Annotated in this window: 26 protein-coding genes and 1 pseudogene; 6 read left to right on the top strand and 21 right to left on the bottom strand. The window is 68.3% G+C overall.

Features of this window, described 5'->3' with window-relative positions; genetic code table 11:
• Positions 1–44: 44 nt before the first annotated feature.
• From BO996_RS27095 to gspG, 16 genes are all read right to left on the bottom strand, one after another.
• Positions 45–965 carry a 5'-nucleotidase gene (locus BO996_RS27095; RefSeq protein WP_012207501.1) on the bottom strand — a complete coding sequence of 307 codons (921 nt, stop codon included), beginning with the start codon at positions 963–965 and terminating at the stop codon, positions 45–47.
• A gap of 16 nt (positions 966–981) precedes the next feature.
• On the bottom strand, positions 982–2,208 hold the full coding sequence (gene gspF / locus BO996_RS27090; protein ID WP_016448742.1) for a type II secretion system inner membrane protein GspF: 1,227 nt from the start codon (positions 2,206–2,208) through the stop codon (positions 982–984).
• Positions 2,209–2,352: 144 nt separating this feature from the next.
• Complete coding sequence (locus BO996_RS27085; protein ID WP_071956836.1) at positions 2,353–2,997, bottom strand: glutathione S-transferase family protein; 645 nt, start codon at positions 2,995–2,997, stop codon at positions 2,353–2,355.
• Between the two features lie 88 nt (positions 2,998–3,085).
• The gene (locus BO996_RS27080) at positions 3,086–3,775 is read right to left on the bottom strand and encodes a helix-turn-helix transcriptional regulator (protein ID WP_013800648.1); all 690 of its coding nucleotides are present in this window, start codon (positions 3,773–3,775) and stop codon (positions 3,086–3,088) included.
• 4 nt (positions 3,776–3,779) lie between these two features.
• Complete coding sequence (locus BO996_RS27075) at positions 3,780–4,781, bottom strand: LLM class flavin-dependent oxidoreductase (RefSeq protein ID WP_012207497.1); 1,002 nt, start codon at positions 4,779–4,781, stop codon at positions 3,780–3,782.
• Positions 4,782–4,866: 85 nt separating this feature from the next.
• Positions 4,867–5,151, bottom strand: coding sequence for a hypothetical protein (locus BO996_RS27070; protein WP_225971007.1), 285 nt, complete (start codon positions 5,149–5,151; stop codon positions 4,867–4,869).
• 63 nt (positions 5,152–5,214) lie between these two features.
• A complete protein-coding gene (locus BO996_RS27065) occupies positions 5,215–6,576 on the bottom strand; it encodes a GspE/PulE family protein (protein ID WP_034397094.1) in 1,362 nt (453 codons plus the stop codon).
• A gap of 14 nt (positions 6,577–6,590) precedes the next feature.
• Positions 6,591–8,954, bottom strand: a complete 2,364-nt coding sequence (gene gspD / locus BO996_RS27060) for a type II secretion system secretin GspD (protein ID WP_071956835.1) — start codon at positions 8,952–8,954, stop codon at positions 6,591–6,593.
• Positions 8,955–8,957: 3 nt separating this feature from the next.
• Positions 8,958–9,761 (bottom strand): type II secretion system protein N, encoded by an 804-nt coding sequence (gspN, locus tag BO996_RS27055; RefSeq protein ID WP_065346788.1) that lies wholly within the window; start codon positions 9,759–9,761, stop codon positions 8,958–8,960.
• A 2-nt stretch (positions 9,762–9,763) separates the two neighbouring features.
• On the bottom strand, positions 9,764–10,330 hold the full coding sequence (gene gspM / locus BO996_RS27050) for a type II secretion system protein GspM (RefSeq protein WP_043822084.1): 567 nt from the start codon (positions 10,328–10,330) through the stop codon (positions 9,764–9,766).
• Positions 10,327–11,571 carry a type II secretion system protein GspL gene (gspL, locus tag BO996_RS27045; RefSeq protein WP_013800654.1) on the bottom strand — a complete coding sequence of 415 codons (1,245 nt, stop codon included), beginning with the start codon at positions 11,569–11,571 and terminating at the stop codon, positions 10,327–10,329. The genes gspM and gspL overlap by 4 nt, the downstream gene beginning before the upstream one ends.
• Positions 11,572–11,615: 44 nt before the next feature.
• Complete coding sequence (gene gspK, locus BO996_RS27040; protein WP_071956834.1) at positions 11,616–12,596, bottom strand: type II secretion system minor pseudopilin GspK; 981 nt, start codon at positions 12,594–12,596, stop codon at positions 11,616–11,618.
• Positions 12,593–13,300 (bottom strand): prepilin-type N-terminal cleavage/methylation domain-containing protein, encoded by a 708-nt coding sequence (locus BO996_RS27035; RefSeq protein WP_013800656.1) that lies wholly within the window; start codon positions 13,298–13,300, stop codon positions 12,593–12,595. Before BO996_RS27035 ends, gspK begins: the two co-directional genes overlap by 4 nt.
• Complete coding sequence (gspI, locus tag BO996_RS27030; RefSeq protein ID WP_034397089.1) at positions 13,301–13,699, bottom strand: type II secretion system minor pseudopilin GspI; 399 nt, start codon at positions 13,697–13,699, stop codon at positions 13,301–13,303. It abuts the gene before it with no gap.
• On the bottom strand, positions 13,696–14,151 hold the full coding sequence (locus tag BO996_RS27025; protein WP_071956833.1) for a GspH/FimT family pseudopilin: 456 nt from the start codon (positions 14,149–14,151) through the stop codon (positions 13,696–13,698). The genes gspI and BO996_RS27025 overlap by 4 nt, the downstream gene beginning before the upstream one ends.
• Before the next feature lie 82 nt (positions 14,152–14,233).
• Positions 14,234–14,710, bottom strand: coding sequence for a type II secretion system major pseudopilin GspG (gene gspG, locus BO996_RS27020; RefSeq protein WP_012207486.1), 477 nt, complete (start codon positions 14,708–14,710; stop codon positions 14,234–14,236).
• Positions 14,711–14,732: 22 nt separating this feature from the next.
• On the opposite strand from gspG, the gene BO996_RS27015 reads away from it, so the two are divergent.
• Positions 14,733–15,206 carry a type II secretion system protein N gene (locus BO996_RS27015; RefSeq protein WP_034397087.1) on the top strand — a complete coding sequence of 158 codons (474 nt, stop codon included), beginning with the start codon at positions 14,733–14,735 and terminating at the stop codon, positions 15,204–15,206.
• 6 nt (positions 15,207–15,212) lie between these two features.
• On the opposite strand, the gene BO996_RS27010 is transcribed toward BO996_RS27015, so the two are convergent.
• From BO996_RS27010 to ilvA, 3 genes and pseudogenes are all read right to left on the bottom strand, one after another.
• Complete coding sequence (locus BO996_RS27010) at positions 15,213–15,815, bottom strand: histidine phosphatase family protein (protein WP_071956832.1); 603 nt, start codon at positions 15,813–15,815, stop codon at positions 15,213–15,215.
• Positions 15,812–16,624, bottom strand: a complete 813-nt coding sequence (locus BO996_RS27005; protein ID WP_071956831.1) for an adenosylcobinamide-GDP ribazoletransferase — start codon at positions 16,622–16,624, stop codon at positions 15,812–15,814. The genes BO996_RS27010 and BO996_RS27005 overlap by 4 nt, the downstream gene beginning before the upstream one ends.
• 30 nt (positions 16,625–16,654) lie before the next feature.
• Positions 16,655–18,207 (bottom strand): annotated as a pseudogene (gene ilvA / locus BO996_RS27000) (threonine ammonia-lyase, biosynthetic).
• Positions 18,208–18,573: 366 nt separating this feature from the next.
• Here ilvA and BO996_RS26995 point away from each other — a divergent pair.
• Positions 18,574–19,026 carry an OsmC family protein gene (locus BO996_RS26995; protein ID WP_071956830.1) on the top strand — a complete coding sequence of 151 codons (453 nt, stop codon included), beginning with the start codon at positions 18,574–18,576 and terminating at the stop codon, positions 19,024–19,026.
• A gap of 108 nt (positions 19,027–19,134) precedes the next feature.
• On the opposite strand, the gene coq7 is transcribed toward BO996_RS26995, so the two are convergent.
• Positions 19,135–19,752 carry a 2-polyprenyl-3-methyl-6-methoxy-1,4-benzoquinone monooxygenase gene (coq7, locus tag BO996_RS26990; protein WP_034397083.1) on the bottom strand — a complete coding sequence of 206 codons (618 nt, stop codon included), beginning with the start codon at positions 19,750–19,752 and terminating at the stop codon, positions 19,135–19,137.
• Positions 19,753–20,083: 331 nt separating this feature from the next.
• Between coq7 and BO996_RS26985 the strand changes: the two genes are divergently transcribed.
• The 3 genes from BO996_RS26985 (at position 20,084) to BO996_RS26975 (ending at position 23,831) form a co-directional block, all read left to right on the top strand.
• Complete coding sequence (locus BO996_RS26985; protein ID WP_071956829.1) at positions 20,084–21,139, top strand: porin; 1,056 nt, start codon at positions 20,084–20,086, stop codon at positions 21,137–21,139.
• Positions 21,140–21,321: 182 nt separating this feature from the next.
• Entirely contained in the window at positions 21,322–22,470 is a 1,149-nt protein-coding gene (locus BO996_RS26980) for a porin (protein ID WP_013800664.1), read from the top strand.
• 134 nt (positions 22,471–22,604) lie between these two features.
• On the top strand, positions 22,605–23,831 hold the full coding sequence (locus BO996_RS26975) for a M20 aminoacylase family protein (protein WP_071956828.1): 1,227 nt from the start codon (positions 22,605–22,607) through the stop codon (positions 23,829–23,831).
• 15 nt (positions 23,832–23,846) lie between these two features.
• Here BO996_RS26975 and BO996_RS26970 read toward each other — a convergent pair whose 3' ends face one another.
• Positions 23,847–24,449: a TetR/AcrR family transcriptional regulator gene (locus BO996_RS26970; protein WP_071956827.1), complete on the bottom strand. Its 603-nt coding sequence runs from the start codon at positions 24,447–24,449 to the stop codon at positions 23,847–23,849.
• A 206-nt stretch (positions 24,450–24,655) separates the two neighbouring features.
• Between BO996_RS26970 and fabF the strand changes: the two genes are divergently transcribed.
• Entirely contained in the window at positions 24,656–25,981 is a 1,326-nt protein-coding gene (gene fabF, locus BO996_RS26965) for a beta-ketoacyl-ACP synthase II (protein WP_071956826.1), read from the top strand.
• Positions 25,982–26,006: the final 25 nt, after the last annotated feature.

Below are 26,006 nucleotides of genomic sequence, written 5' to 3'. Positions count from 1 at the left end.
GAACCGGCATTTGCAAGCACGGCCGGCCCGCCCTTTGCAATTGTTTACTTCGGCGGATCGGCGTCCGGATTGGAGATGCCGCTGCTCACATGGCCTGCCGGCACGTGGCGCGCGGCCGAGTTGACATGGCCGGTCTGGTCGTCGAAGAAGAAGTCCGGCTCGAACTCGCGCAGGAACGGGCCCTTTTCCAGGCCACCGAGGAACATGGCCTCGTCCACCGCAATGCCCCATTCCAGCAGCGTGCGGATGGCGCGCTCGTGCGCCGGTGCGCTGCGCGCCGTCACCAGGGCCGTGCGAATGCGCATGGTCTGGGACGAGTCCGCCTGCTGCTGCAGCCGGTGCAGCGCCACCAGCAGCGGCTTGAACGGCCCTTCCGCCAGCGGCGTGGCGGCATGGGAGACCTCGTGGCGCAGAAAGGCCGGCAGGCCGCCTTGCTGGTAGACGCGTTCGGCCTCGTCGGAGAACAGCACGGCATCGCCGTCGAAGGCAATGCGCACCTCCTGCGGATAGCGGTCGCCTGCGGGCGTGGAATCGACCATCACGCGCGCGGCAGGAAAGCCGATGGACAGCGCCCTGCGCACATCGACCTCGTTGGCCGAGAGAAACAGGTGCGCGCCCAGCGGCCGCAGGTAGGAAAACGGATCGCGCCCGCGCGTGAACACGCCGCGCTCTATGTGCATGTCGGCCGCCTTGGCCGAGGCAAAGACCCGCATGCCGCTGGCCGGGTCGTTGCGCGACAGCATCATCACCTCCACGCGCTGCACCTCGGGCGTATTGAAGGCCAGCAGCTTGCGCACCAGCGGGAAGGCGATGCCCGGGCGTGCGGGCTGGTGCACCAGGTCCAGCTGGCGGCGCATGTAGGCCTGCTCGTCACCGGCGTCGAACAGCCGGTTCTCCTCCTCGAAGTCGAACAGCGCCCGCGAGGAGATGGCGACGACCAGCTTGTCTTGCAGGGTCACGGGCATGGCTTGGCGCTTTTCGCTATTTGACAAACTGGTTGAGCTGGATGATGGGCATGAGCACGGCCAGCACGATCAGGGCCACGACCATGCCCATGGCCACGATCAGCAGCGGCTCCAAGATGGTGGCCAGGTGCATGGCGCGGCGCTGCACCTCGGTGGACAGCTGGTTGGCCGCGCGCTGCAGCATCACGGGCAGCTGGCCGGTCTGCTCGCCCAGGCGGGCAAACATGGAGATCAGGCCCGGGAAGCGCTTTTTCTGCGCCAGGGCCGAGGCCAGCGGCGCGCCTTCGCGCACCAGGGCCAGCGCGTCCATGGCATCGGCACGCAGCGCGCGGTTGCCCAGCGTTTCGGCTGCGGCCTGCAAGGCCTTGAGAATGGGCACGCCTGCGCCCGCCAGCATGGCCAGCGTGCCGGCAAAGCGTGCCGCGTTGTAGTTGCGCGCCAGCCGGCCGATCAGCGGCAGGCGCAGCCACCAGGCGTCGAAGCGCTCGCGCAGCACGGGGTTCTTCATGGACAGCCGGAATCCCACGGCGCCCAGCACCAGGGCGATCAGCGCGGCCCAGCCATAGCTGCGCACGAAGTCGCTGAGCGCAAGCATGGCCACGGTGAGCCAGGGCAGGGCGCGCTTGGTGCCGGCGAACACGCTGGCCACCTGGGGCACCACGTAGCTGACCAGGAACAGCACGATGACGATGGCCACCAGGGTCACGATGGCCGGGTACAGGGCTGCGCCGATGAGCTTGGACTGCAGGGCCTGGCGCGATTCCAGATCGTCGGCCAGCCGCTCCAGCACCGGGCCCAGGCTGCCGCTGGCCTCGCCGGCGCCGATCACGGCGCAGTAGATGTCGGAAAACTCGCGTGGATGCTGGGCCAGGGCGCGGGCAAAGGTGGAGCCTGCGTTGACCTCGGCGCGCAGCGCGGCCACGAGGTGGTGCTGGCGCGGGTCGTCGGCTTCTTCGGACAGCGCGGCCAGGGCGCGCTCTATGGGCAGGCCTGATCCGACCAGCCCCGCCATCTGGCGCGTCCAAACGGTGAGCCCTGTGGAGCCAAGGACGGGACGGGTCAGCCAGCGCGAGGCGCCGCCCTGCGGGCCGGACGCGGAACCCGAGGCCACGATCTCCACGGCCATGGGCACCAGGGCCTGGGCCCGCAGCTGGCTGCGCGCGGCGCGCGCGTTGTCGGCTTCGATCGTGCCCTTGCGGGTCTGACCTTGTGCATCCAGGGCTTCGAAGGAAAAGGCAGGCATGCGCGGCGGGAGTCGGGAAGGGCTGGGAAAGGGATGGCGTTCAGGAAACGCCAGGCGGCGATCCAACCCCCGATGGTAGCCGCTGCCGGTGACGGCTGGATGGCGAGGCCGCCGCCGCGGTCGGCGGCAGCCCCTGCCTGGTCCTTATGCCGGCTGGGCCGCGAGGTCCGCTTCGTTGAGCTGGATGGAGCGCAGCGAGGCCGGGCGTTCCATCAGCGGCTGGCCGTAGTCGCTGAATTCGGGCAGCGCGGGCAGCAGCTTCATCATCGTGCCCCAGCGCAGGTAGCTGGCCATGAGCACGTCGGCCGCGGTGAACTGGTCGCCGCACAGGTAGCGCCTGCCGGCCACGGCCTGGCGCAGCGTCTGCACCACGTCGTCATAGCGGCCATAGCCGGCGGACATGGCCTGGTCGGCCGTCTGCTGCTCCAGGTGGCCCTGGCTCTTGGCAGTCATCAAGGCGTCGACGGGGCCGGCCAGGAAGAACATCCAGCGTTGGTAGACGCCGCGCAGCGGGCTGTCCACGGCCGGTGCGAGCCTTCGTTCGGGGAAGATGTCGGCCAGATAGGCAAGGATGGCGGCCTGTTCGGTGATCACGGTCTCGCCGTGCACCAGGGCGGGGACCTTGCCCATGGGGTTGACAGCTAGGTAGTCGGCAGCCTTCATGGTGCTGCCGTATTCCAGCCGCACGGGCTCATAGCGGGCGCCGCATTCCTCCAGCATCCAGCGCGCGATGACGGCGCGCGAGCGGGGGTGGAAGTAAAAGCGCAGCGGCTTGATCGAGTCGTTCATGAAGGCTCCCAGTGGTTTGAATGCATGGCGAGAAGGCCATGGGAGCGACTGTAGGAGGCCATGCTGACAGTTTTTGTCAGCAGTGGTGTCAGCGGACCGTGTAGCCCAGTTGCCGCGACCAGCGTTCGATCAGGCCGCTGCGGTGGTCGGGATAGCGTTCCTGCAGATCGGTGACTGAGCGCACGCGGTCGGCACGGAAATGGCGGAAGTCCTGGCGCAGTTCGCACCAGGCCGCAAGAATGCGCCGCTGGTCGAAGAAGGCCATGGCAAAAGGCCAGATCTGGCGCTCGGTCGGCTGGCCCTTCTCATCCGTGTAGTGCAGCAGCACCCGGTGCTGGCGCCGTATCGCCAGGCGAAGCGCGGTCTGCCAGGGCTCGGTCACGGACTCGTGGCAGATGGGCGGCACCAGCAGGCCGCTGGTGTCCACCTCGATGCGCAGCTCCAGCGGCAGCGCGCTGCGTATGCGGTCCAGCGCGGCGGTGGCGGCCTGGGCGAGCTCGGGGTCGGCCTGGCGGCTGGCCCAGCGCGCGCCCAGCAGCAGGGCTTCCAGCTCATCGGGCGTGAACATCAGCGGCGGCAGCAGAAAGCCGGGCCGCATCTCGTAGCCCACGCCCGGGTCGCCCGCAATCGCGGCACCCTGCTCGCGCAGGGTGGCAATGTCGCGGTAGAGGGTGCGCAGGCTCACGTCCAGCTGCCGGGCCAGCACCGGCCCGGCCTGGGGCAGGCGCGCGCGGCGCAGCAGGTCGATCAGCTGCAGCAGCCGGGCGGAGCGGCTCATGCCTTCAGCGGCCCATGACGCCGGCCGTGATCTCCAGCGAGCGCAAGCGCAGGTCGCGGTCATACACGTCGCTGACCAGGATCAGCTCGTCGGCCTCGGTGTCGGCCTGCAGCTTTTGCAGGCGCGTGCGCACCTTGTCCGGGCCGCCGATGGAGGCCACGGCCAGGAAGTCGCCGATGGCGCGGCGCTCCTGCTCGCCGAGCTGGGCCGCATAGTTCTCGATGGGGCGCGGCAGCAGTCCGCGCCGGCCCGTGATGATGCCCAGCACGCGCTGGTAGGTACTGCTGGCCAGGTACTCGGCCTCGTCATCGGTGGGCGCGGCGATCACGGGTGCGCCGACGATCACGTAGGGCTTGGCCAGTTGGGCCGACGGCTTGAACAGGCTGCGGTACAGCTGCACGGCCTGGTAGAGCATGCGCGGCGCGAAGTGCGAGGCAAAGGCGTAGGGCAGGCCCAGGTGGGCGGCCAGCTGGGCCGAGAACAGGCTGGAGCCCAGCAGCCAGATCGGCACGTTGGTGCCCGCGCCAGGCGTGGCCACCAGCTTTTGCTCGGGCGTGGCCGGGCCCAGCAGGCGCTGCAGCTCCATCACGTCGCGCGGGAAATCCTCCTCGGTCTCGACGCGGTCGCGGCGCAGGGCGCGCATGGTGGCGCCATCGGTGCCTGGCGCACGGCCCAGGCCCAGGTCGATGCGGCCCGGGTACAGCTCGGCCAGCGTGCCGAAGGCTTCGGCGACCACCAGGGGCGCATGGTTGGGCAGCATGATGCCGCCCGAGCCCACGCGGATCTTCGAGGTGCCGCCTGCGATATGGCCGATCAGCACGGCCGTGGCCGAGCTGGCGATGCCGGGCATGTTGTGGTGCTCGGCGAGCCAGTAGCGCTCGAATCCCAGTTCCTCGGCCTTGCGGGCAGTGGCCAGCGCAATGTCCAGGGCCTCGGCGACGGTGCCGCCTTCGCGCACGGCCACGAGGTCGAGCATGGACAGACGGACTTCATTGAATGATGTCATGGCAGGTTCCAACTTCCAGTTCACGGTGGGTGGGGGCGGCGCGGGCCTTGCCGCGCCAGGGCATTCCTAGTGCGCGTTCGCGCACTCAGTTTCTTCTGGACATTTCCCGCGCGCAGGTGATGCCCAGCACCACGCACCAGACCAGGGGGAGGATGGCAGCCGCCAGATGATTCTCGCCCTGCTGGATGGCCAGCCAGGACAGCGGCAGCGCCACCAGCGCCGACAGGCGGATGACGCGGCGCAGCTGGTTGGTGGACAGTCGGGACTTGAACCACCACAGGGCGATGTAGCTGATCAGGCTCAGCGTGGCGACCCACAGGAACAGGTCGCCGCCATAGGGAGCGCTCCAGGCGCGTAGGGATTCCAACATGCCGACCATTGTGGCAAACGGGGATGCCCCGTGCTGCGCAGGGTCTGGCGTGGCCGCCTGCGCCTAGTCGCGCGTGACGCGCAGCACTTCCTCGGGCGTGGTGATGCCCTCGCGCACCAGGCGCTCGCCATCGTCGCGCATCAGGCGCATGCCCGAGGCCAGCGCGGTGTCGCGGATCTCGGCCTCGCTGGCCTGGCGATGGATCTGCGCGCGGATGGTGTCGTCCACCACCAGCATCTCGAAGATGCCGGTGCGCCCCCGGTAGCCGCTGGGCTCGGTGGTGTCGATCTTGCGCACCAGGCGCTGGGCCAGCACGCCCAGCAGGGAGGACGACAGCAGGAACGGCTCCACGCCCATGTCGATCAGGCGCGTGACGGCGCTGGAGGCGTCGTTGGTGTGCAGCGTGGCCAGCACCAGGTGACCCGTCAGCGAGGCCTGGATGGCGATCTGCGCGGTCTCGAAGTCGCGGATTTCACCGATCATGATCACGTCCGGGTCCTGGCGCAGGATGGCGCGCAGGGCCTTGGCGAAGGTCAGGTCGATCTTGGCGTTGACCTGGGTCTGCCCCACTCCGGCCAACTCGTACTCGATGGGGTCCTCCACCGTCATGATGTTGCTGCGGCTGGCGTCCATGCGCGACAGCGCCGCGTACAGCGTGGTGGTCTTGCCCGAGCCCGTGGGGCCGGTGACCAGCACGATGCCGTGGGGCTGGGCCGTCATGTGGGTGAACCGCCTCAGCGTCTCGCCCTGCATGCCCACGGCCTCCAGGCTGAGCTTGCTCTCGCTCTTGTCCAGCAGGCGCAGCACGGCGCGCTCGCCATGGGCGCTGGGCAGGGTGGAGACGCGCACGTCGATGGCGCGCGTGCCCAGGCGCAGGCTGATGCGGCCGTCCTGGGGCAGCCGCTTTTCGGCGATGTCCAGGTCGGCCATGATCTTCAGGCGCGAGATCAGCGCCGCGTGCAGGGCCCGGTTGGGCTGCACGACCTCCCGCAGGTCGCCGTCCACGCGAAAGCGCACGCTGGAGTGGCGCTCGTAGGGCTCGATGTGGATGTCGCTGGCGCCGTCGCGCGCGGCCTGCGTGAGCAGGGCGTTGAGCATGCGGATGATGGGCGCGTCGTCCGCAGTCTCCAGCAAGTCCTCGACGGCGGGCAGCTCCTGCATCATGCGCGAAAGGTCGGCGTCGGACTCCACCTCGCTGACCACCAGGGCCGCGCTGGATTCGCCCTGCGAATAGGCGGCGCTGATGCGGTGCGCCAGCGTGCCCGCATCCAGCATCTGCCAGCGCTGCACCGCATGCTTGCGCTGGACTTCGGACAGGGCCTGCCAGTCGGGCGAGGGGCCGTGCCAGAGCAGGGGCTCGTGGCCGTCGTCCTCGATCAGCAGCTGGCTGGTGCGCGCAAACGAATAGGGCAGGGGATAGCGCATGGGGCCTTCCTGCTTCAGAGCGCGCCGGGGGCTGCCGGCACGGCGGGAGCGGCGGGCTGCGGCTGGGTGAAGTCGATCAGCTCGGGCTTTGCGCCCGGCACGTTGACGATGGCGGCCGGGTTGGTGAACGAGCCGGGGTCCGGCTGCGGCGTCAGCGTGGGCAGCACGGGCGCGGCATTGACCGAGCGCAGCAGGGCGCTGGGCTCGGGCTGCAGGCTCTGTTGCTGCGCGCGGATGGCTTCGTAGCGCTCGGAAGAGACCTGATTGGTCGCAGTCGCATCGCGCATCACCACGGGGCGCAGGAAGACCATCAGGTTGGTCTTGTTGCGCTTGCGGTTGGTGTTGCGGAACAGGTTGCCGACCACGGGGATGTCGCCCAGCAGAGGCACCCGGTCCTCGGCCTGGGAGTAGTTGTCGTCGATCAGGCCGCCGAGCACGACGATGTTGCCGTCCTCGACCAGCACGTTGGACTCGATGGAGCGCTTGTTGGTGGTCAGGCCGTTGGTGTCCTTGCGCGTGGACTCGTCCACCGAGGAGACCTCCTGGAACACGGCCAGCTTCACCGTGCCGTTCTCGTTGATCTGCGGGCGCACGCGCAGCATCAGGCCCACGTCCTTGCGCTCCACCGTGGTGAACGGGTTGACCGTGCCGCCCGTGGAGTTGCTGGCGTAGGAGCCCGTGACCATGGGCACGTTCTGGCCCACGATGATGCGCGCCTCCTCGTTGTCCAGCGTCATCAGGTTGGGCGTGGACAGGATGTTGGCGTCACCGCTGTTTTGCAGGAAGTTGGCCAGAAAGCCCAGAGTGTCCTTGCCGTTGACGCGCTGCGTGAAGCCGAGGTTGGTGCCCCTCAGGCTGGTCAGCGTGTCGCCCGTGATGGCACTGCCGTCGAGGCCTCCATCCTTGACCAGGCCGAGCAGGTTCAGGATGTTGGCGCCCGCCACATTGGAGTTCGTGCCCAGGGTGCCGATCACGCGGCCGTTGTTGCTGAGCATGGCCTGCCACTGGATGCCGAACTGGGCCAGCCGGTTGTCCTTGATTTCGACGATCAGGCTTTCGATCAGAACCTGGGCGCGGCGGCCGTCGAGCTTGTCGATCACGGCGCGCAGTTGGCGATAGACGGGCGGCGGGGCCGTGATGATCAGCGAGTTGGTCGAAGGATCGGCCTGGATCATGCCGCCCGTGGAGGGTTGCTGGGCCACGCCCAGGGCGCCGCCGCCACCGCTGCTGCCCAGGCCCGAGGACGAGCCCATGCCCATGGATGCCGTGCCGCTGGAGTCGCGCGAGACCACGGGCTGCGAGGTGGGAATGGAGGACATGCCGCCGCCCTGCGACGTGGTGCCGCCCGCACCGGGCTGGCCGCTGGCCGTGCCCGCGGCCGTGGCCTGGGCGCCTATGGCCGCGCGCAAGGTGGCTGCCAGCGCCACGGCGTCGGCGTTCTTCAGATAGACCACATGGATGTTGCCCTGGTCGCCGCCGCCGTTCATGGCGGGCTGGTCCAGCCGCGCGATCAGCGAGCGCACCTGAGCCAGGCGTGCGGGGTTGGCCGCGCGCAGCACGATGGAGTTGCTGCGCGGCTCGGCCATCAGCGAGGTCTTGAAGGCGTTGTCGCTCTGGCCCGGAATATTGGCGCCGCCGGCGGTCACGGTGAGGCCGCCGGGGCTGGCCGTGCCGCCTTCGATCAGGCGCGAGACCAGGGCCACCATGTCGGTGGCCACGGCATGGCGCAGGGGGATGATTTCGACATCGGTGGCGTTGGACACATCCATGGTCGCCACGATGCGCGAGATGCGCTGCAGGTTGTCGGCGTAGTCGGTGATGACCAGCGAGTTGTTGCCCGGGTTGACGTTGATGGTGTTGTTGGGGCTGATCAGCGGGCGCAGCACGGGAACCAGGTTGGCCGCGTTCTCGTAGTTGAGCTTGAAGATCTGGGTGACGATCTGGCTGCCCGCGCTGCTGCGGCTCGCGCCCACGGCCACTTCGCTGGCCTGCAGCTTGGCGTCGGCTTCGGGGATGACCTTGTACAGGCCGGCCGATTCGACAATGGTGAAGCCCTGCAGGCGCAGCGCGGCCAGGAACTGCTGGTAGGCGGTGGCAGGCGGCACGGGCCTGTCGGTCAGCAGCGTGATCTGGCCCTTGACGCGGGGGTCGACCACCACGTTGCGATTGGTGATGGCGCCGATGGCGCGCGAGACGGCCTCGATGTCGGCGCCCGAGAAATTCAGTGTCACAGGTTCGCCGGGGCGCAGGCTGGGCGTGGCGCCGGCCGGTGCGTTGGTCTGAGCCTGGGTCGTGCCAGCGGTGCAGGCCAGCATGGCGCTGACGGCCAGCGTGTGCAGGGTGTTGCGCCAGAACGGGGTCGTGTGCTGCTGAGTCATGGATCAACCAAAGGAAATGATGGACCGGGGCCCCTGGCGCCGTCCCAGAATGTTGAGCAGGTTGGACAGCGCGGTTTCGCGCTCCGGGCTGGCCGAGGCCTCGCCCTGGAAATGCAGCCGCTGGCCCACCCATTGGCCCTGGCCGCTCAGGCGCAGGTCGCCGGTCAGGGTACTGAGCTGCAGCTGCGGACTGTCGCCCCCGAGGATGTCCAGCCGGTAGCTGCCCAGCGGGCGCAGCGGTGACAGGCGTGAGGATACGGCCAGCGCCTCCAGGCGCGTGCTGCCTTCGCTGCGCCAGCGGCCCGATTGCCACAGCAGCTGCAGTTGCAGGGCCTGCGTGGCCAGCCGCAGCTGGCCTTGCAGGTCCACCGTGTTCCATGGCGTGCCCAGACCGGACAGCAGGGAGGCAGGCCAGCGCGTGTCGCTGTCATGCACCACGGCGCTCAGGCCCTGCCAGCGGGGCAGCAGGTCCAGCACCACGGGAGTGGGTGTGCAGCATTCGCTGCGCAGTTGTATGCGGGCGCCGTCCAGGCGCGGGCGCAGCGTCCATTCCAGCCGTGTGGGCAGGGCCGTGCGGTCGCGGCTGCCGGCGCCTCCGGTGAAGACCAGGGAGGCCGAGCCATTCCACAGCGTGCCGCGCGGCTGCTGCAGCAGTACCTGGCCCTGCGTGGCCGAATCCACGCCGCGCGCCAGCCAGGCGGCGGGCGCCCAGACGACGGTGGTGGCCACCAGGCCGCACAGGGCACCGGCCAGCGCCCAGCCGCGCGGTGCGCGCAGGGCCGGCTGGGAGCGGGGCTTGCGTTGCATGCTCAAGGCGCCCGCGACGGATCGACGGGCAGGTCCAGCACCAGGCTGCCATCCCAGCGCACGGCATCGGCAGCGCCTGCGCCTGCTGCGCCGGAGGCGGCGGCAGTGCTTGCAGATGCACTGCGGGCCAGCTTCATCTCGGCCGGAACGGCGTGGGTGTTGCTGCGGACCTGGGCCAGCCAGCGCGCCAGCGCGGCGGCGGGCGCGGCCTTGAGCGTGATCTGTGCGCGGTCGCCCATCCAGTTCAATTGGGCGGAGGCGCCCAGTTCGGCGGACAGCGAGCTTTGCAGCAGCGCCTTGGCATCGCCGACCACGGGGCGTGCGTTGCCGCGCAGCTGCTCGGCCTCGGCCTGCAGCAGCTGCATCTGGCGCAACTGGCGGTCGGCCTGGGCATGGCGTTCGGGCGCGGTGCGCAGGCTGTGCAGGGCGGGGGCCAGTGCCACCCACCACAGCAGGGCCAGTGCCACCACGCCACCGGCCAGCAGGGTCATGTTCTGTTCACGCGGCGCCAGGGCATTCCAGCGCGCGCGCAGGGGTGCCAGGCTTTGGCGGGATGCGCGCATGTTCATGGCCGGGCCTCCTGGGCAAGCAGCAGGTCGGCGCCGTCACGCTGCAGTCGCAGGCCGCTGCCGGCCAGATGTTGTTGTGCCTGCTCCAGTGCCTCGGCCTCCAGCGAGACGCCCTTGAGGCGCAGCTGCCGGTCCTGGTAGTCCATGGCCTGGGGCAACTGTCCAGCGGGCAGGGCCCGGGATGCGGCGGCCAGCAGGGGCTCCAGGTCGCCCTGCGTCAGCGCGCCGGCGGTCTGGCGCAGCGTGGCGACTTCGCGCTGCATTTGAACGGGCGCGTCGACGATGACGGGCACGCGGGGAAAGCTGGTGGCCAGCGTGGAACGCACCTGGACCTGCTTGGCCGCGATGGCGCGGTTCTCGGTCCAGGCCCAGGCATTGAGGCCCACTACCTGGGCCAGCAGGGCGAGCACGGCGCCCCAGCGCGCGGCCTTCCATTGCGGCGCGCGCAGAAAGCTTTGCCAGCCGTCGAGCATGCGCCGCCGTGTGCGGCTGCCACCGCCCAGATCCAAGTCGAACTGTGCCAGATCCCAGCTTTGTGCGCGGGCCGCCAGGCCGCGCTGGGCGTCCGTCAGCAGGCTGACGGGGCGCTGCAGGGCCTCGGCGGCGCGGGCCAGCGCCGGGTCGGCCTGGATCGGGGTGTCGGGGGGCAGGGCCTGAAGCAGCGCGGCCAGCATGGCCGGGTCGGCACTGTCGGTGCGCAGCGGCAGGCAGGCCAGCGAGTCCATGCCCTGCGGTGCGGTGCTCAGGCCGGTGGCCAGCAGCCAGGCCGATTCGGGTGAGCCCACGGCCCAGAGCTGGGGCGTGGCCTGGGGCGGACATTCCGGCACGATGCGGCCCACGGGCCGCCCTGCGGATTCCAGGGCCTGCAGGTGGGCATGGAGCCAGGCCTTGTTGCAGGCGGCAACCCAGCAGGGCTCGCCTGCGCGTGCCTGCGGCTGCAGGGCCAGGTGCAATTGGGAGGGCTCGTCGAGCAGGCGCTCTTCCAGCAGCCCGTCGAGCACGGCGCGCAGGCGCACATGTCCGCGCCGGCTTCCCGTAGGCACGCCATGGGGGAGGCTGACCAGATGCCAGGACAAGGCCTGGTGCGGCACCACGGCAACCGTCTGGCCGGTGCGGCCAGGATCGGGCAGCAGGCCTGCGGCGGCGTGGCCATGCCGGTCGGCGCGCAGGCCGTCACTGCTGAGTGCGTAGGCGTATTCGCCAGCGGGGCCCGCAGGCAGATGAAGAATCAAGGTGCTCATGGGCGGAAGCGGGCATTGTAGGGGGCGAGTGTGACAGCCATCTGTCATGGCGCGGGAGCTTCGGGCAATCCCCAGTCCCCCCTCTCACGCCAGATGGTAGTGACTGTCATGTTGTTGCGACGCAACATGGAGCGTTCGCTGGCCACGATCTCGCCCAGGCGCATGCGGCCACGCGCCTCGAAGAAGCTGGTGGCCACCGACAGGTTCTGTCCTTCGAATTTCTGCGGCAGGCCCAGCGCGTTGGAGGCATCGGCCAGGCTGCGCAGCGGGCGCGATGCGCGCAACTGCACCAGCTGGCTGGCCTGGGACCAGGTCAGGTCCTCCACGCTGGCCCAGATGACTTCGGCGCTGGCGGTGTTGAGGTTGACGGGCGTGTTCTCGGGCAGCAGGGTGATGTAGGGCTCCAGGCGCGCGACGACCTCGGGCGGCAGGCCCAGCCAGCCGAACTGGCGCAGCGTGCGCGGCATCAGCAATTGCGCGCCCTCGCCAGGGGTGGCGGCTGCGCGCAGGGCCTGGACGATCTGCGTGGCATAGGCAGGGGGCAGGTTCAGGCGCTCCAGCAGGCGGGACAGCGGGCGCAGGGTTTCGGGCTTGTCGGGGGCACTCAGCAGGTTGCGCAGGTTCAGGCGCGACTGCAGGTCGATGATCTGGCCCGAGAGAAAGGCGTCCTGCATGTCGGCCATGCCGTCATCGACCTGGCTGACGTTGTTCTGCGCCGCCAGAAACGTGGACAGGCGCGCCTCCTGCAGCGGCACGGCCCAGGGTTCGGCCAGATGGTCCACCTGCAGGCTGGTGCGCGCATCCTCGGCCAGCACCACGCGCGACCAGTCCAGCGCACCCAGCAGAATCCAGGCGGCCTGCATGCGGTTGCGCTCGGCGGTCTCGACCTCCACGCTGCGCCACTGCTGCCACAGCGCGGTGGCGGCGAACGTGGCCACCAGGGTCACCGTGAGCATGGCGGCCAGCAAGGCCACGCCACGGTGGCGGCGGCGGCGGCCGGGCAGGGGGCGGGGTGTGCGCATCATGATCGGCTGTTGGAGCGCAAGGGGTTGACCCAGTCCATGGTGACGCGGCCAGGAATGGCGCTGTCGGGCGGCAGGGTCAGTTCGACGCGGATGCCGTCGGGAATCGTGGGCAGCTGCGCGCTGCTGTTGGTGCCGCCGGACGGCGGGTTGACCGTGCCCGTGCCGTTGTCCGAGCCGCTGGACTGCGGATTGCTCCAGGCGTTGTCGCGGTAGTAGTACAGGCGCCATTGGTCCAGGGGCATCAGCACGGTTTCGCGCCGGCGCTGGTCGTCCGAGGGGTTGCGCCCCCATTGCGATCCCTGGTTCCAGGCATCGCGCCACTGTGCGCGCGTGCGCAGCGGCGGCGACTGCCAGCGCAGCCACTGATCGCGCCCGGCCGTCTGGCGGCGCGCCCAAGCGACGACCACGGCGCCGTCGTCCACGGCGGCGCTGCTCTTGCGGGTCATGCGCAGCACCTGGCCGTCCCAGTCGATGACCTGCGTGTTTTCAAGCGGCATCAGCGCTTCGAGGTCGGCATTCCATTGGGCGATGACGGTCTGCAGCACCATCTGCTGCTCGTTGCGGGCCCGAATGGTCTCCTGCGAGCGCACCATGCTGTCCAGCCCGCGCCAGCTCACCAGGGCCAGAAGGGCCATGACGGCGATGGCCACCATCAGCTCCACCAGGGTGAAGCCGTGCGTGCGGGAAGGGTGGCGCAAGCGCATTCAGAAGCGTCCCACGATGGTGGATACGCGCAGCACGGGATGCTCTGCCGTGACCACCAGGGCATCGACACGGCGGAAGCTGGGATTGGGCGTGGGCCGCACGCTGAGCCGGACCTGCAGTTGCCGGCCGCCCTGCTCGCAGGTCAGGCTGTTGTCGCCCACAGGCGGCATCTGGCGCGACAGGCGCATGCGTACCAGCTCGTTTTGCGCGCACAGCTGGGCCAGCAGCACCTCGGACTGGCGCTCGGCATTGAGTGTCAGGGCCGATGTGGCCTGCAGACCGGCCATGAGCGCAATGCCCACGATGCCCAGGGCCACCAGCACCTCGATCAGCGTGAAGCCGCGTGCCTGGCGCCTGGGGGCGCCGTGCTTTCGGCGCGGTCCGTGGAGGGCTGTCATGGCAGGGACTGCACGGCAAAGGGCCGCAGTCCATCCGTGGCCACACGCAGCGGCGGGCTGGTGGAGTCGCGCAGCGTCAGCGTGACGGACTGGGGCGGAATCAGTGGCTCGGGGCCCAGCACCAGCGGCGTGGCCGGCTGCGCCTGCACACCGGGCTGCAGCCACTGGGAAGGCAATTGCGCGCTGGCCGGCAGTCCCTCGAAGCGAAAGCCCTGCGGCATGGGCCGCCAGCGCACGGGCACGCCGTTTGCACGGGCCTGGGCTCGGGCCGACTCCAGCAGCGCGGCCAGGCGTTCGGCCTCGCGCTCCAGCTGAGCCTGTCCGCTGTCGCGCAGCGACAGGCTCACGCCTGCGGCGGCAATCGCCATGATGCTGATGACGACCATCAGCTCCAGCAGGGTGAAGCCGCGCGAAGGGGCGGACAGGGAGGAGGGAGCGGTCTGGCGGGGCATGAGAGCAGGCAGGCCCGCTGGGAGTGCGGGCCTGTGGTGCGGTGCGGCGCGGCCCCTGCGGGCCGTCGCCCGGGCCATCGACTTATTGCCAGCTGCCGATGTCGGCATCCTTGCCCTCTCCGCCGGCCTGGCCGTCGGCGCCAAAGGACATGATGTCGATGGGGCCCTTGATGCCAGGATTCAGGTACTGGTAGGGGCGGCCCCATGGATCGTTGGGCAGCTTTTCCAGGTAGGGCTTCCAGTTGTTGGGCAGCGGTCCGCTCGTGGGGCGGACGATCAGGGCCTGCAGGCCTTGCTCGGCCGTGGGGTAGCGCTGGTTGTCCAGGCGATAGAGCTTGAGCGCCTGGGAGATGTTGGTGATGTCGGTGCGTGCAGCCGTGACGCGGGCATCGTCGGCGCGGTCCAGCACATTGGGAACGATCAGGGCCGCCAGCACGCCGATGATGACCAGGACCACCATCAGCTCGATCAGCGTGAAGCCGCGCTGGACGGCAGTGCGCAGGGCAGGCAACGGACGGCGGGGAAGGCTGGTCATGGAACGGTGCAGCAAATTGGACATATCGCTCCATCATAATCGCGCGATGGTGACACTTTCATTGAACCGCGGCCAGGCCCGGACCTGGCATGTCAAGGCGGCCACATTCGTGCTCTGGCTGCTGGCTGCCGGCGTCGTGGCTTTCTGGGCCATGCGCCTGGGCAACGGCGGCGCGGGAGCGCCCGTGCCACCCGCGCCCGCCGAGCCCTTGCAGGTCGATGCGCCCGCGCTGGCGCAGGCGCTGGGAGGCGTGGCGGCCGCGCAGGGCGCCGTCGCCCCCGCTGCAGCGCCTGTGGTCTCGCGCTATGCGCTGGTCGGTGTGCTGGCCGGGCGCGACAGCGGCGGCGGCGCGGCGGTCATCGCCGTGGGCAACCAGCCGGCCAAGCCCTTCCGCGTGGGGCGCGCCGTGGAAGACGGCGTGGTGCTGCAGTCGGTGTCGGGCCGCGAGGCGCGCCTGGGCCCCAGGGTCGATGGCCCGGCTTCCATCACGCTGCAGATTCCCCTGCCCGACAAGCGCTGATCCCGGTCAGCGCGGCAACGGCAGGTCCAGCACCAGCCAGCCGCCAAAGTCAGGCGCGGGCAGCGTCCATTGGGCCGCCTGGGGCAGGGCGCTGCCTTCGCGCATCAGCCATTGCACGCAGCGCGCCACGCCGGCATGGGTGATCCAGACGGTGTCGCGTGCGGCGCCATCGCCCACCGAACCCCTGCTCGCCTGCTGCAAGGCCTCATCCACCCTGCGCAGCATGGTCGCCAGGGACTCTCCCCGGCCCGGCGCGTGCCCGGCAAGGTCTGCCGCCCAGGCATCGATGGCGCTGCGGTCCAGCGCATCCCAGGGCTGGCCTTCCCACTCGCCGAAATCCATCTCCAGCAGGCGGCTGTCCGCCGCCGATGCCAGGCCGGGCCGCAGTGCCTGCAGGGCCCGGGCCAATTGACGGCATCGGCGCAGGGGCGAATGCGCCAGCAGGCAATCCGCAGGCAGGGCGAGGTGCAGGGCCTGCGCCGCATCGGCAGTGGCCTGGGCGTCGGCTTGCATGTCAAGCCGGCCATAGCAGATGCCGGGCGCCACCAGGGGGCGAGCGTGGCGTACCAGCCAAAGGCGTGGTGCCGGGTTGGCGCAGACGGAGTTCATGGCACGCGCACCAGCACAGCGGCAGCTCCCAGCAGCATGGCCAGTTCACAGACCTGCTGGGCAGCGCCCAGGCAATCCCCCGTCATGCCGCCCAGCCGGCGGCGCAGCCAGCGCACCATGGCGGCCGTGGCCAGGGCGCCGGGCAGTACCAGGCCGATGACGAGCGGCAGGCCGCCCAGCCAGCCTGTCAGCGCCAGGGCGGGCAGGCACCAGAGGATTGCCGCGACCAGGCCCCTGGCAGCCAATGGCCGACCCGCGGCGTGCAAGGCCTTGGAGTGGGCGGCCTGGCCCACATAGGGAAGGCATTGCATGAGGGCCAGCGGCGCCATGCGCGACAGCACATGGATGCTGCACAGCAGCAAGGCCGCCCATTGCACGTGGATGTCGACCAGCAGCGCGACCAGGGATAGCTTGGCCAGCAGCGCCATCACCAGGGCCATGGCGCCGTAGGCGCCCAGGCGCGAATCCTTCATGATTTCCAGCGCGCGCTCGGGCGGGACAAAGCCGCCCAGGCCGTCGGCCACATCGGCCAATCCGTCTTCGTGCAGTCCCCCGGTCAGCCACAGCGTGGCCACGGTGGAAAGAACGGCGGCAACCAGCGGCATCCAGGGGCTGGGCGCCAGCAGCCAGCCCGTTGCCATCAGGCACGCTGCGCCCCATGCGCCCACCAGCCAGCCGACGCCGGGCAGATGGGCAACGCTGGCGTGCTGCAGCTGGGGGCTCCAGCCAGCCCAGGCGGCCAGCCGCCCCGTGACCGGGATGCGGCTGAAGAACTGGACGGCCAGGACAAAGTGGCGAAGCGGCTGCATGGGCGTGTCAGTGCCGGCCCGCCAGGTCCGTCACTTGAGGAAAAGCTGGTAGGCCGGGTTGGCGGTTTCCTCGACCCAGGGGTAGCCAAGATTGCTCAGGAAGGCGTCGAATTTCTTGCCATCCTTGGCGGGCACCTGCATGCCGACCAGGATGCGGCCGTAGTCGGCGCCCTGGTTGCGGTAGTGGAACAGCGAGATGTTCCAGGTCGGCGCCATCAGGCTGAGGAACTTGAACAATGCGCCGGGGCGCTCGGGAAGACGAAGCGCAGCAGGCGCTCTTCCTGCGCCAGCGGCGAATGGCCACCGACCATGTGGCGCAGATGCTCCTTGGCCATGTCGTCGAAGGTCAGGTCCAGCGCCTCGAAGCCCTGCTTCTCAAAGTTCCTGGCGATCTTCTCGGACTCGCCGCGTGCCGCCGTGGTCAGGCCCACGAAGACGTGGGCCTTGTTCTCGTGGCTGATGCGGTAGTTGAATTCGGTCACGTTGCGCGGGCCGCCGGGCAGCTTGCCCACCGCTTCGCAAAAGCGCTTGAAGCTGCCGCGCTCCTCAGGGATGGTCACGGCGAACAGGGCCTCGCGCTCCTCGCCCACCTCGGCCCGCTCGGCCACGAAACGCAGCCGGTCGAAGTTCATGTTGGCGCCGCACAAAATGGCGGCATAGGTCTCGCCCTTGGTCTTGTGCTTGGCAACGTACTGCTTGATGGCCGCCACGGCCAGGGCGCCGGACGGCTCGACGATGGAGCGCGTGTCCACGAAGATGTCCTTGATCGCGGCGCAGACGGCATCGGTATCGACCACCACGTAGTCGTCCACCAGGCCCTGGGCGATGCGGAAGGTCTCCTCGCCCACCAGCTTGACGGCCGTGCCGTCGGCGAACAGGCCCACGTCGGCCAGCTCCACGCGGTGGCCGGCACGCACGGACTGCAGCATGGCGTCCGAATCCTTGGTGTGCACGCCGATCACCTTCACGTCGGGGCGCACGGCCTTGATGTAGTTGGCCACGCCCGAGATCAGGCCACCGCCGCCGATGGCGACAAAGACCGCGTCCAGACGCGGGCTGCCCAGCTTTTGCAGCTGGCTCAGCATTTCCATGGCAATCGTGCCCTGGCCGGCGATCACGTAGGGATCGTCGAAGGGGTGCACAAAGGTCAGGCCCTTTTCCTTTTGCAGCTTGACGGCGTGCTTGTAGGCGTCGGAATAGCTTTCGCCGGCCAGTTCCACCTCGCCGCCCAGCGCCTGCACAGCATCGATCTTGACCTGGGGCGTGGTAGTTGGCATCACGATCACGGCGCGGCAGCCGAGCTTGCGTGCGCCCAGGGCCACGCCTTGCGCATGGTTGCCGGCCGAGGCGCAGATCACGCCCTTTTCCAGCTGCTCGGCCGACAGGTGCGCCATCTTGTTATAGGCGCCGCGCAGTTTGAAGCTGAACACCGGCTGCTGGTCCTCGCGCTTGAGCAGCACCTTGTTGTGCAGGCGGCGGCTCAGCGCCTTGGCGGGCTCCAGGTCCGACTCCACGGCCACGTCATAGACGCGCGCGGTAAGGATCTTGGTCAGGTAGTCGGCAGGGGTCAGGGGGTGGTTCATCGTCGGCGAAAGGCTGGAGAGCAGCAGGCCGGGAGGCGGCCCGTCGGTGTCAGGCGGCCATCATAGGCGCTTGTGAATCATGCTGCAGTGCAGCGTCCTGCACAGGCCGGGAGCGACGAAACCAAAAAAAAGCCCCAGGCTGTAAAGCCGGGGGCTGAATCCACCAATAGAGGAGGTGGAGGAGACAACTGGTGCGATGCAGAGCGAAGTTGGTTCACAATCTGCAGTCCATCTGGAGGGGTGTCCGGGTTAACCCTTCAGATAACGCTTGGGTGCATTGTATGCACGGCAGGTGCTGCGTTGCAACAAAATCAGGGTTTTTGTGTAGTTGATGCAAAATAGCAACAGTTTTTTGAGGACGCAACAATGGAATGCACAGTGAGTTGGACAGGCGGCACGACCGGCATGCGCTCGGGCATGGGCTTCGTGGCGGAAACGGGCAGCGGCCACGTGGTCAATATGGATGGGGCGCCGGATGCGGCCAACCCCGCCAACGGAGGGCAGAACCAGGCACCCCGCCCCATGGAGATGCTGCTGGCCGGCGCCGGTGGCTGCACGGCCTATGACGTGGTGCTGATCCTCAAGCGCGGCAGGCATGCCGTCAAAGGCTGCAGCGTCAAGCTCACCTCGGATCGCGCCGATGCGGACCCCAAGGTGTTCACCAAGATCCACATGCAGTTCACCGTCAGCGGTACGGGTCTGCCCACGGGTGCGGTGGAACGTGCCATCGCCATGAGCCATGACAAATACTGCTCGGCCACCATCATGCTGGGCAAGACGGCCGAGATCACCACGGGATTCGACATCGTCGAGGCCTGATGCCGCCGATGGCTGGGCTTGCGCCTGGGCGCGGCCCTCCTGAAATGAAGAAAGCGGGCAAGGCCCGCTTTTTTTGGATGGAATGCTGTTTCAGATGTTTCTGAAGGTTCAGATGCGGTGGGCGGTTGTCGTCATCACCTTGGCTGCCAGGCGCATCAAGGCGCGGGCGGGGGGCGGCAATTCCAGGGCTCCGGCTTCACGCGCAGCGGCGGCATGGCGTTCCTCGTCATCCTTCATGCGGGCCACCACGGCCAGCGAGGCGCGGTCTTCCTCGGGCAACAGGTCCAGATGGGATTCCAGATGGGCGGACACCTGCTCCTCCGTCTCCACCACAAACCCCAGGCTGGCCGCGTCGCTGATCTTGGCGGCCACCACACCGATGGCGAAGGCGCCGGCAAACCACAGCGGGTTCAGCAGGCTGGGCCGGTCGCCCAAGGCGTTGAGCCGGTCGCGGGTCCATGCCAGGTGGTCGGTCTCCTCGCGCGCCGCCTCCAGCAGGTGCTCGCGCAGCACCATGTCGCGCGTCACCATGGCCTGGGCGTTGTACAGCGCCTGGGCGCAGACCTCTCCGACGTGATTGACGCGCATCAAGGCGCCCGACAGCCGACGCTGTGCCTCGGTCAGCTCTCCCTCCGCGATGCCGGCGGCCGGGGAGCGTTCGGCGGCGGAAGGCTGTGCAAACAGGGTGCGAAGCGCCGCATCGGCGGCAGTCAGTATCTTGTCCATGGGCGGTCCCTAGAGCGGAAAATCTTGGCAAATTCAGGGTCTGAACGGTACACCAGGACGCCATGCCCTCTCTTTGTGCAAGCGCAACAAGGCCGGCGCGATGTTCGGGTTGGGCCTGATTGTGTTGGCTTGCAGGTTTGTTGCGGCAGTGCAACGAAAAACGGGGGGTAATGCCCGTTTGTGGGTGAATTTCTTTGCATGGGCAGCGGTGGTCTGGTGCAATAGGCCCTAACTTCCCCACCAGGAGGTTGGCGCGGGAAACCGGTGGAGCATCAGGCCAAGCCTCTCTTCCTCACGACCGGCGCCCTTCTAAACCTTGGAGTAACTCGTAATGAAAAAATCTCTGATTGCCCTGGCAGTGCTGGCTGCTTCCGGCGCCGCAATGGCTCAATCCTCCGTGACCCTGTTCGGTATCGTGGACACCAACGTTGCCTACGTGAACAAGGACGCAGCTGGCGACAGCCGTTACGGCCTGGGCACCAGCGGCGCTTCCACGAGCCGTCTGGGCCTGCGCGGCACGGAAGACCTGGGTGGTGGTCTGAAGGCTGGCTTCTGGCTGGAAGGCGAAATCTTCGGTGACGATGGCAACGCCAGCGGCTTCAACTTCAAGCGTCGTTCCACCGTGAGCCTGTCGGGCAACTTCGGTGAAGTGCGCCTGGGCCGTGACCAAGTCCCGACCTTCCAGAAGCTGACCTCCTACGACCTGTTCAGCGCCACCGGTATCGGCCAATTCATGGGCTTCCGTAACTGGGCAGCTGGCCAAGGCGCCGACGACAACGGCATCCGCGCTAACAACCTGATCTCGTACTACACCCCCAACTTCGGCGGTTTCAACGCCGGCTTTGGCTACGCTTTCGACGAAAAGCAAACCATCGGTACTGCTGACAGCGTCGGCCGTTACATCGGCGGTTACGTTGCATACGACAACGGCCCCCTGAGCGCCAGCCTGGGCCTGGCCCAGCAAAAGACTGCCGTTGGCGGCCTGGCTACCGACCGTGACGAAATCACCCTGGGTGCTTCGTACAACTTCGGCGTTGCCAAGCTGAGCGGCCTGCTGCAACAGACCAAGTTCAAGCGTGACATCGGCGGCGACATCAAGACCAACTCCTACATGCTGGGCGCTTCGGCTCCCGTCGGCGGCGTGGGCGAAGTCAAGCTGCAATACGCTCTGTACGACCAGAAGGCCATCGACTCCAAGGCTCACCAGATCACTCTGGGCTACGTCCACAACCTGTCCAAGCGCACCGCTCTGTACGGCAACCTGGCGTTCCTGAAGAACAAGGATGCTTCGACCCTGGGCCTGCAAGCCAAGGGCGTGTACGCTGGTGGCGTGCAAGCTGGCGAAAGCCAGACTGGCGTGCAAGTCGGCATTCGCCACGCTTTCTAATGAACGGCTGGCGTAAGCCAGTTGCCATTTGAAGCAAAAAAGAGCCAGTCTTCGGACTGGCTCTTTTGTTTTGTGCTAGGGAAAGACCTGTGTTGTGCTTGTGCCAACGGTGACGAGGCGGGAAAAGCGTTTCTAGAATGAAATTTCCACCAACCAATCGTTAACAAGAGAGAGACAACACAATGAATTCTTCATTCGTGAAAAAGAGCGTGGCACTGGCGGTGTTGGCAGCAACGGCACCCTTGGCAGCATTCGCCCAGCAAAGCAGCGTGCAGCTGTACGGCATCGTCGATGCCGGCGTGCGCCACACCACCAATGAAGGCCCGACCAAGAGCGGCAAGACCCAGATGATCGGCGGCGGCATGTCGCAAAGCCGCTGGGGCATCAACATCACCGAGGACCTGGGCGGCGGTCTGGCAGCCATTGCCAACCTGGAAGCCCGTTTCCTCACCGACACCGGCGAGCAGGCTGCAGCCAGCTACTTCCAGCAATCCTGGGTGGGCCTGCGCAGCAAGAGCTTTGGCCAGGTCACCCTGGGCCGCCAGTACAACATGCTGTTCGACCTGGTGACTTCCACCTATGCCTCCTTCCCGTACTCGCCGTACATGGAGGCCTACAAGCCTGAAATCGGCATGTCCATGGGCGCGCGCGCCAGCAACATGGTCAAGTACCTGGCCGAGTTCGGCCCCGTGCGCGGCGCCCTGCAGTATTCGTTCGACGAGAACAACACCTTCGACAAGGTCGGCACCGGCGTGGCCCCTGGTGGCGCCATCAAGACGGCCGGCGGCTATCTGCGTTATTCGCAAAGCGGCATCTCCGCAGGCGCCGGCTACCTGGGCACCACGCTGCCGGCCGGCACCAAGGTCGATGCCTATACCCTGGGCGGCTCGTACCGTGTGGGTCCCTGGTACGTCAACCTGGGCTACGGCCTGAACAAGCGCAAGGACGCGTTCCCGGCGGCAACCGCAGGCGGTGGATTCGACCAGGCCATCCTCAACTCCTTCTGGACGGGCTCGTCCAACGGCGGCTTCGTGGCCGGCGACGCCAACAAGCGCCAGATGTACAAGATGGGCTTCGGCTACCAGATCACGCCCCAGATCAATGTGGGCGCGCATTACTACCATGCCAAGCAGTCGGGCTCGGGCACGGGCAATTTCAATGGCAAGGCAGACTTCCTGGTGGCGGTGGTCGACTACGCCTTCTCCAAGCGTACCGATGCCTATGTGGCCCTGGACCACACCAAGACCAGCGGTGGCTCGGGCGTGATGCTGGACGCCAATGGCGCCACCAAGCGCACGGGCTTCACCGTCGGCCTGCGCCATCGCTTCTGAGCACGCGGCGTCTGCGCAACGAAAGGCCTCCTTCGGGAGGCCTTTTTGTTTCCTGTCGATGGGCTGACGGTGGGCGGGCGTGATTTCCTGCGTTAAGGTAATGCGCAGGCCAACGAAGCGAAAGAACCAAGGCTATGGAAGCCACTCGATACAAGGCAGGCGGTCGGGCCTTTGCCCAGATCGCCCAGTACCACCCGGAGCTGACGGCGCTGCGCCGCGAGCTGCATGCGCATCCGGAGCTGGGATTCGAGGAGCGCTTCACGGCGGCGCGCGTCAAGGAGGCCTTGCGCCAGTGTGGCGTGGACGAGATCCATGAAGGCCTGGGCACCACGGGCCTGGTGGCCGTGATCCGCGGGCAGGGCCACAGTTCGGGCGCCATGGTGGGCCTGCGTGCCGACATGGACGCACTGCCCATGGTCGAGCACAACGAGTTTCCCTGGAAGTCCGGCAAGCAGGGGCTGATGCACGGCTGCGGGCATGACGGCCATACGACCATGCTGGTGGGCGCCGCCCGCTACCTGGCCGCGACGCGGCGCTTCGATGGCTCGGCCGTGCTGGTCTTTCAGCCTGCCGAGGAAGGGCGCGGTGGCGCGCGGGCCATGATTGCCGATGGCCTTTTCGACCGCTTTCCGATGCAGGCCGTGTACGCCATGCACAACTGGCCTGCCATGCGTGCGGGCACGGTCGGTATCAACATGGGCGCGATGATGGCGGCTGCCGACCGCATCACCATCGAGATCACGGGGCGCGGCGGCCATGGTGCGCATCCCTACCAGACGGTGGACGTGGTGCTGGCGGCCGCGCACATCACCACGGCGGTGCAGAGCATCGTCTCGCGCAATGTGCGCGCCATCGACAGTGCCGTCATCAGCCTGTGCGCCGTGCATGCCGGGGACCTGGGTGCCTTCAGCGTGATGCCGGGCACGGCAACGCTGGTGGGAACCGTGCGGACCTTCGACCCCGCCGTGCAGGACCGTGTCGAGCAGCGCCTGCAGGAGTTGTGCAGCGCGGTGGCGCTGGGGCTGGGTGCCACGGCCAAGGTCAACTACGAGCGCATCTATCCCGCCACCATCAACTCCCCCACGGAGGCCGCCTTTGCTGCCGACGTGGCCCAGGCGTTGGTGGGCGTGGAGAACCTGGACCGGCAGCTGGAACCCAGCATGGGGGCCGAGGACTTTTCGTTCATGCTGCAGCACAAGCCCGGTGCCTACCTGCGCCTGGGGCAATCCACGGGCGCCCAGCCCGGGGTGCCGCTGCACAGCAGCCGGTATGACTTCAACGACGAGGTGCTGCCGCTGGGCGCTGCCCTGCACGCCAGCCTGATCGAGCAGGCCATGCCGCTGCATTCGCAGGACGTATAGCGCAGACGGAGCGGGTCAACGGGCCTGGCTCTCGGGCGCAAGAAGGTGGGCCTGCACCGTTTTCAGAATCTCGTCGGACAAGGCTGGATTGGCCGCGACCGTGGCGCGTGCCAGGACCAGGGCGCCCACCATGCTGCTGAGCATGGCCATGGCCTGGGCGCGCTGTGCGGCATCGGGTGCCTGATCGTCGCCAAGTGTGCCGATCACGCGCGCAAATCTGCCGATGTTGCGTTCCACCCCTTCGGCGAACACCGCTGAAAGATCGCCGCCTGCCCGGGCCACGTCCACGGCCAGCGCTGCGGCGGGGCAGCCCTCGCCGGGGCTGTCGCGGTGCTGTGGCGACAGATAGGACTGCACGCGCGCGGCAAGGCTGCCGGCCTGTTCACCCTGCAGGCCGTCCAGCGGCGCGATGGACCAGTCGAAGGCGCGTGCGCAGGCCTCCCGCACCAGCGCATCCTTGGATTCGAAATGGCGATAGAGCCCGCCGTGCGTGAGCCCCGCGCCGCGCGTCACCTCGGCCACGCCGACGCCGTCCAGCCCGTGCTCGCGGTACAGCCGTGCGGCGGCTTCGAGGATGTCCTGCCGGTTCTGCGCGGCCTGGGCTTTCGTGACTTTCATGTGTGCTGTCCAATGATTGTGGTCGTTATCAAAACGCGTTTATGATGACGGCCATCATCATAAATCAGCCCCTGCCATGGCCTGTGCGCCATGTTCTGCAGGGGCTGTGCACTCTACAGGGAAGAACCGATGAATGCCTGTTCACTTCTGCGCAGCCTGTTGCCTGGGCCCGCTCCGACCTCCGCAAGGTGTGCCAGGAGCGGCTCATGAATACGGCCCATACGGCGCATACGTCCCAAACGTCCCATACGGCTGCCCACCTGCCTCGCCGCGTGGTCATCACGGGCATGGGCATGGTCTCGCCGCTGGGGCGGGGCACTGAATTGGCCTGGCGCCGGCTGCTGTCCGGCGCATCGGGCCTGAGCCGGCTGCCCGAGGATCTGGCGCCCGATGTGCCGGGCCAGGTGGCAGGCCAGGTGCCCGACCTGGCCCGCGACCCGGAAGACGGCTGGGACATCGATGCCGTGGTCTCGCCCAAGGACCAGCGCAAGATGGACCGCTTCATTCCGCTGGCGCTGGACGCATCGGACCAGGCCCTGGCCCAGGCCGGCTGGCAGCCGGCCAGCGAGCAGGAACGCACGCGCACGGCCTGCATCATTGCCTCGGGCATCGGCGGCTTTGGCGCCATTGCCCAGGCCGTGCGCACCACGGACAGCCGGGGGGTGTCGCGCCTGTCGCCCTTCACCGTGCCGTCTTTCCTGGTGAATCTCGCGGCCGGCCATGTGTCGATACGGCATGGACTCAAGGGACCGCTGGGTGCGCCGGTCACCGCCTGCGCAGCCAGCGTGCAGGCCCTGGGCGACGGCCTGCGCATGATCCGTTCGGGCGAGGCCGATGTGGCGCTGTGCGGCGGCGCCGAGGCTGCCATCGACCGCGTGAGCCTGGGTGCGTTCGCGGCGGCCAAGGCCCTTTCCACGGGATACAACGACCGCCCCGAAGAGGCCTCGCGCCCCTTCGACACAGGCCGCGACGGCTTTGTGATGGGCGAGGGCGCGGGCGCCCTGGTGCTGGAGGGGCTGGACCACGCCCTGGCGCGCGGCGCCGTGCCGCTGGCGGAAGTCGTTGGCTACGGCACCAGCGCCGATGCCTATCACATCACCTCTGGCCCGGAAGATGGCGACGGCGCGCGCCGCAGCATGGCGCAGGCGCTGGCCATGGCCGGGCTGTCGCCGGATCAGTTGCAGTACCTCAATGCCCACGCCACCTCCACGCCCGTGGGCGACCGGGGCGAGCTGGCGGCCATGCGCTCCCTGTTTGGCGAGGGCAGCGGCGTGGCGATCAGCTCCACCAAGTCGGCCACGGGCCATCTGCTGGGCGCGGCGGGCGCGGTGGCGGCCATCTTCACGGTGCTGGCGCTGCGCGACCAGATGGCGCCGGCCACGCGCAATCTCGTGGAGCCCGATCCCCTGGCCCAGGGGCTGGACCTGATCGCCGGCGCGGCAAGGCCCTGGGCCATGGAGCATGCCCTGGTCAACGGTTTCGGCTTTGGCGGTGTCAACGCCTCGCTGGTGCTCAGGCGCTGGCAGGGCTGAACGAGGCGGGTGGGCCTGGGGGCCG

The organism is Delftia sp. HK171, assembly GCF_001886655.1.
Lineage (GTDB): Bacteria > Pseudomonadota > Gammaproteobacteria > Burkholderiales > Burkholderiaceae_C > Comamonas > Comamonas acidovorans.
Note: the sequence above shows the minus strand (reverse complement) of the source record. Positions and strands in the feature narration are given on the sequence as shown.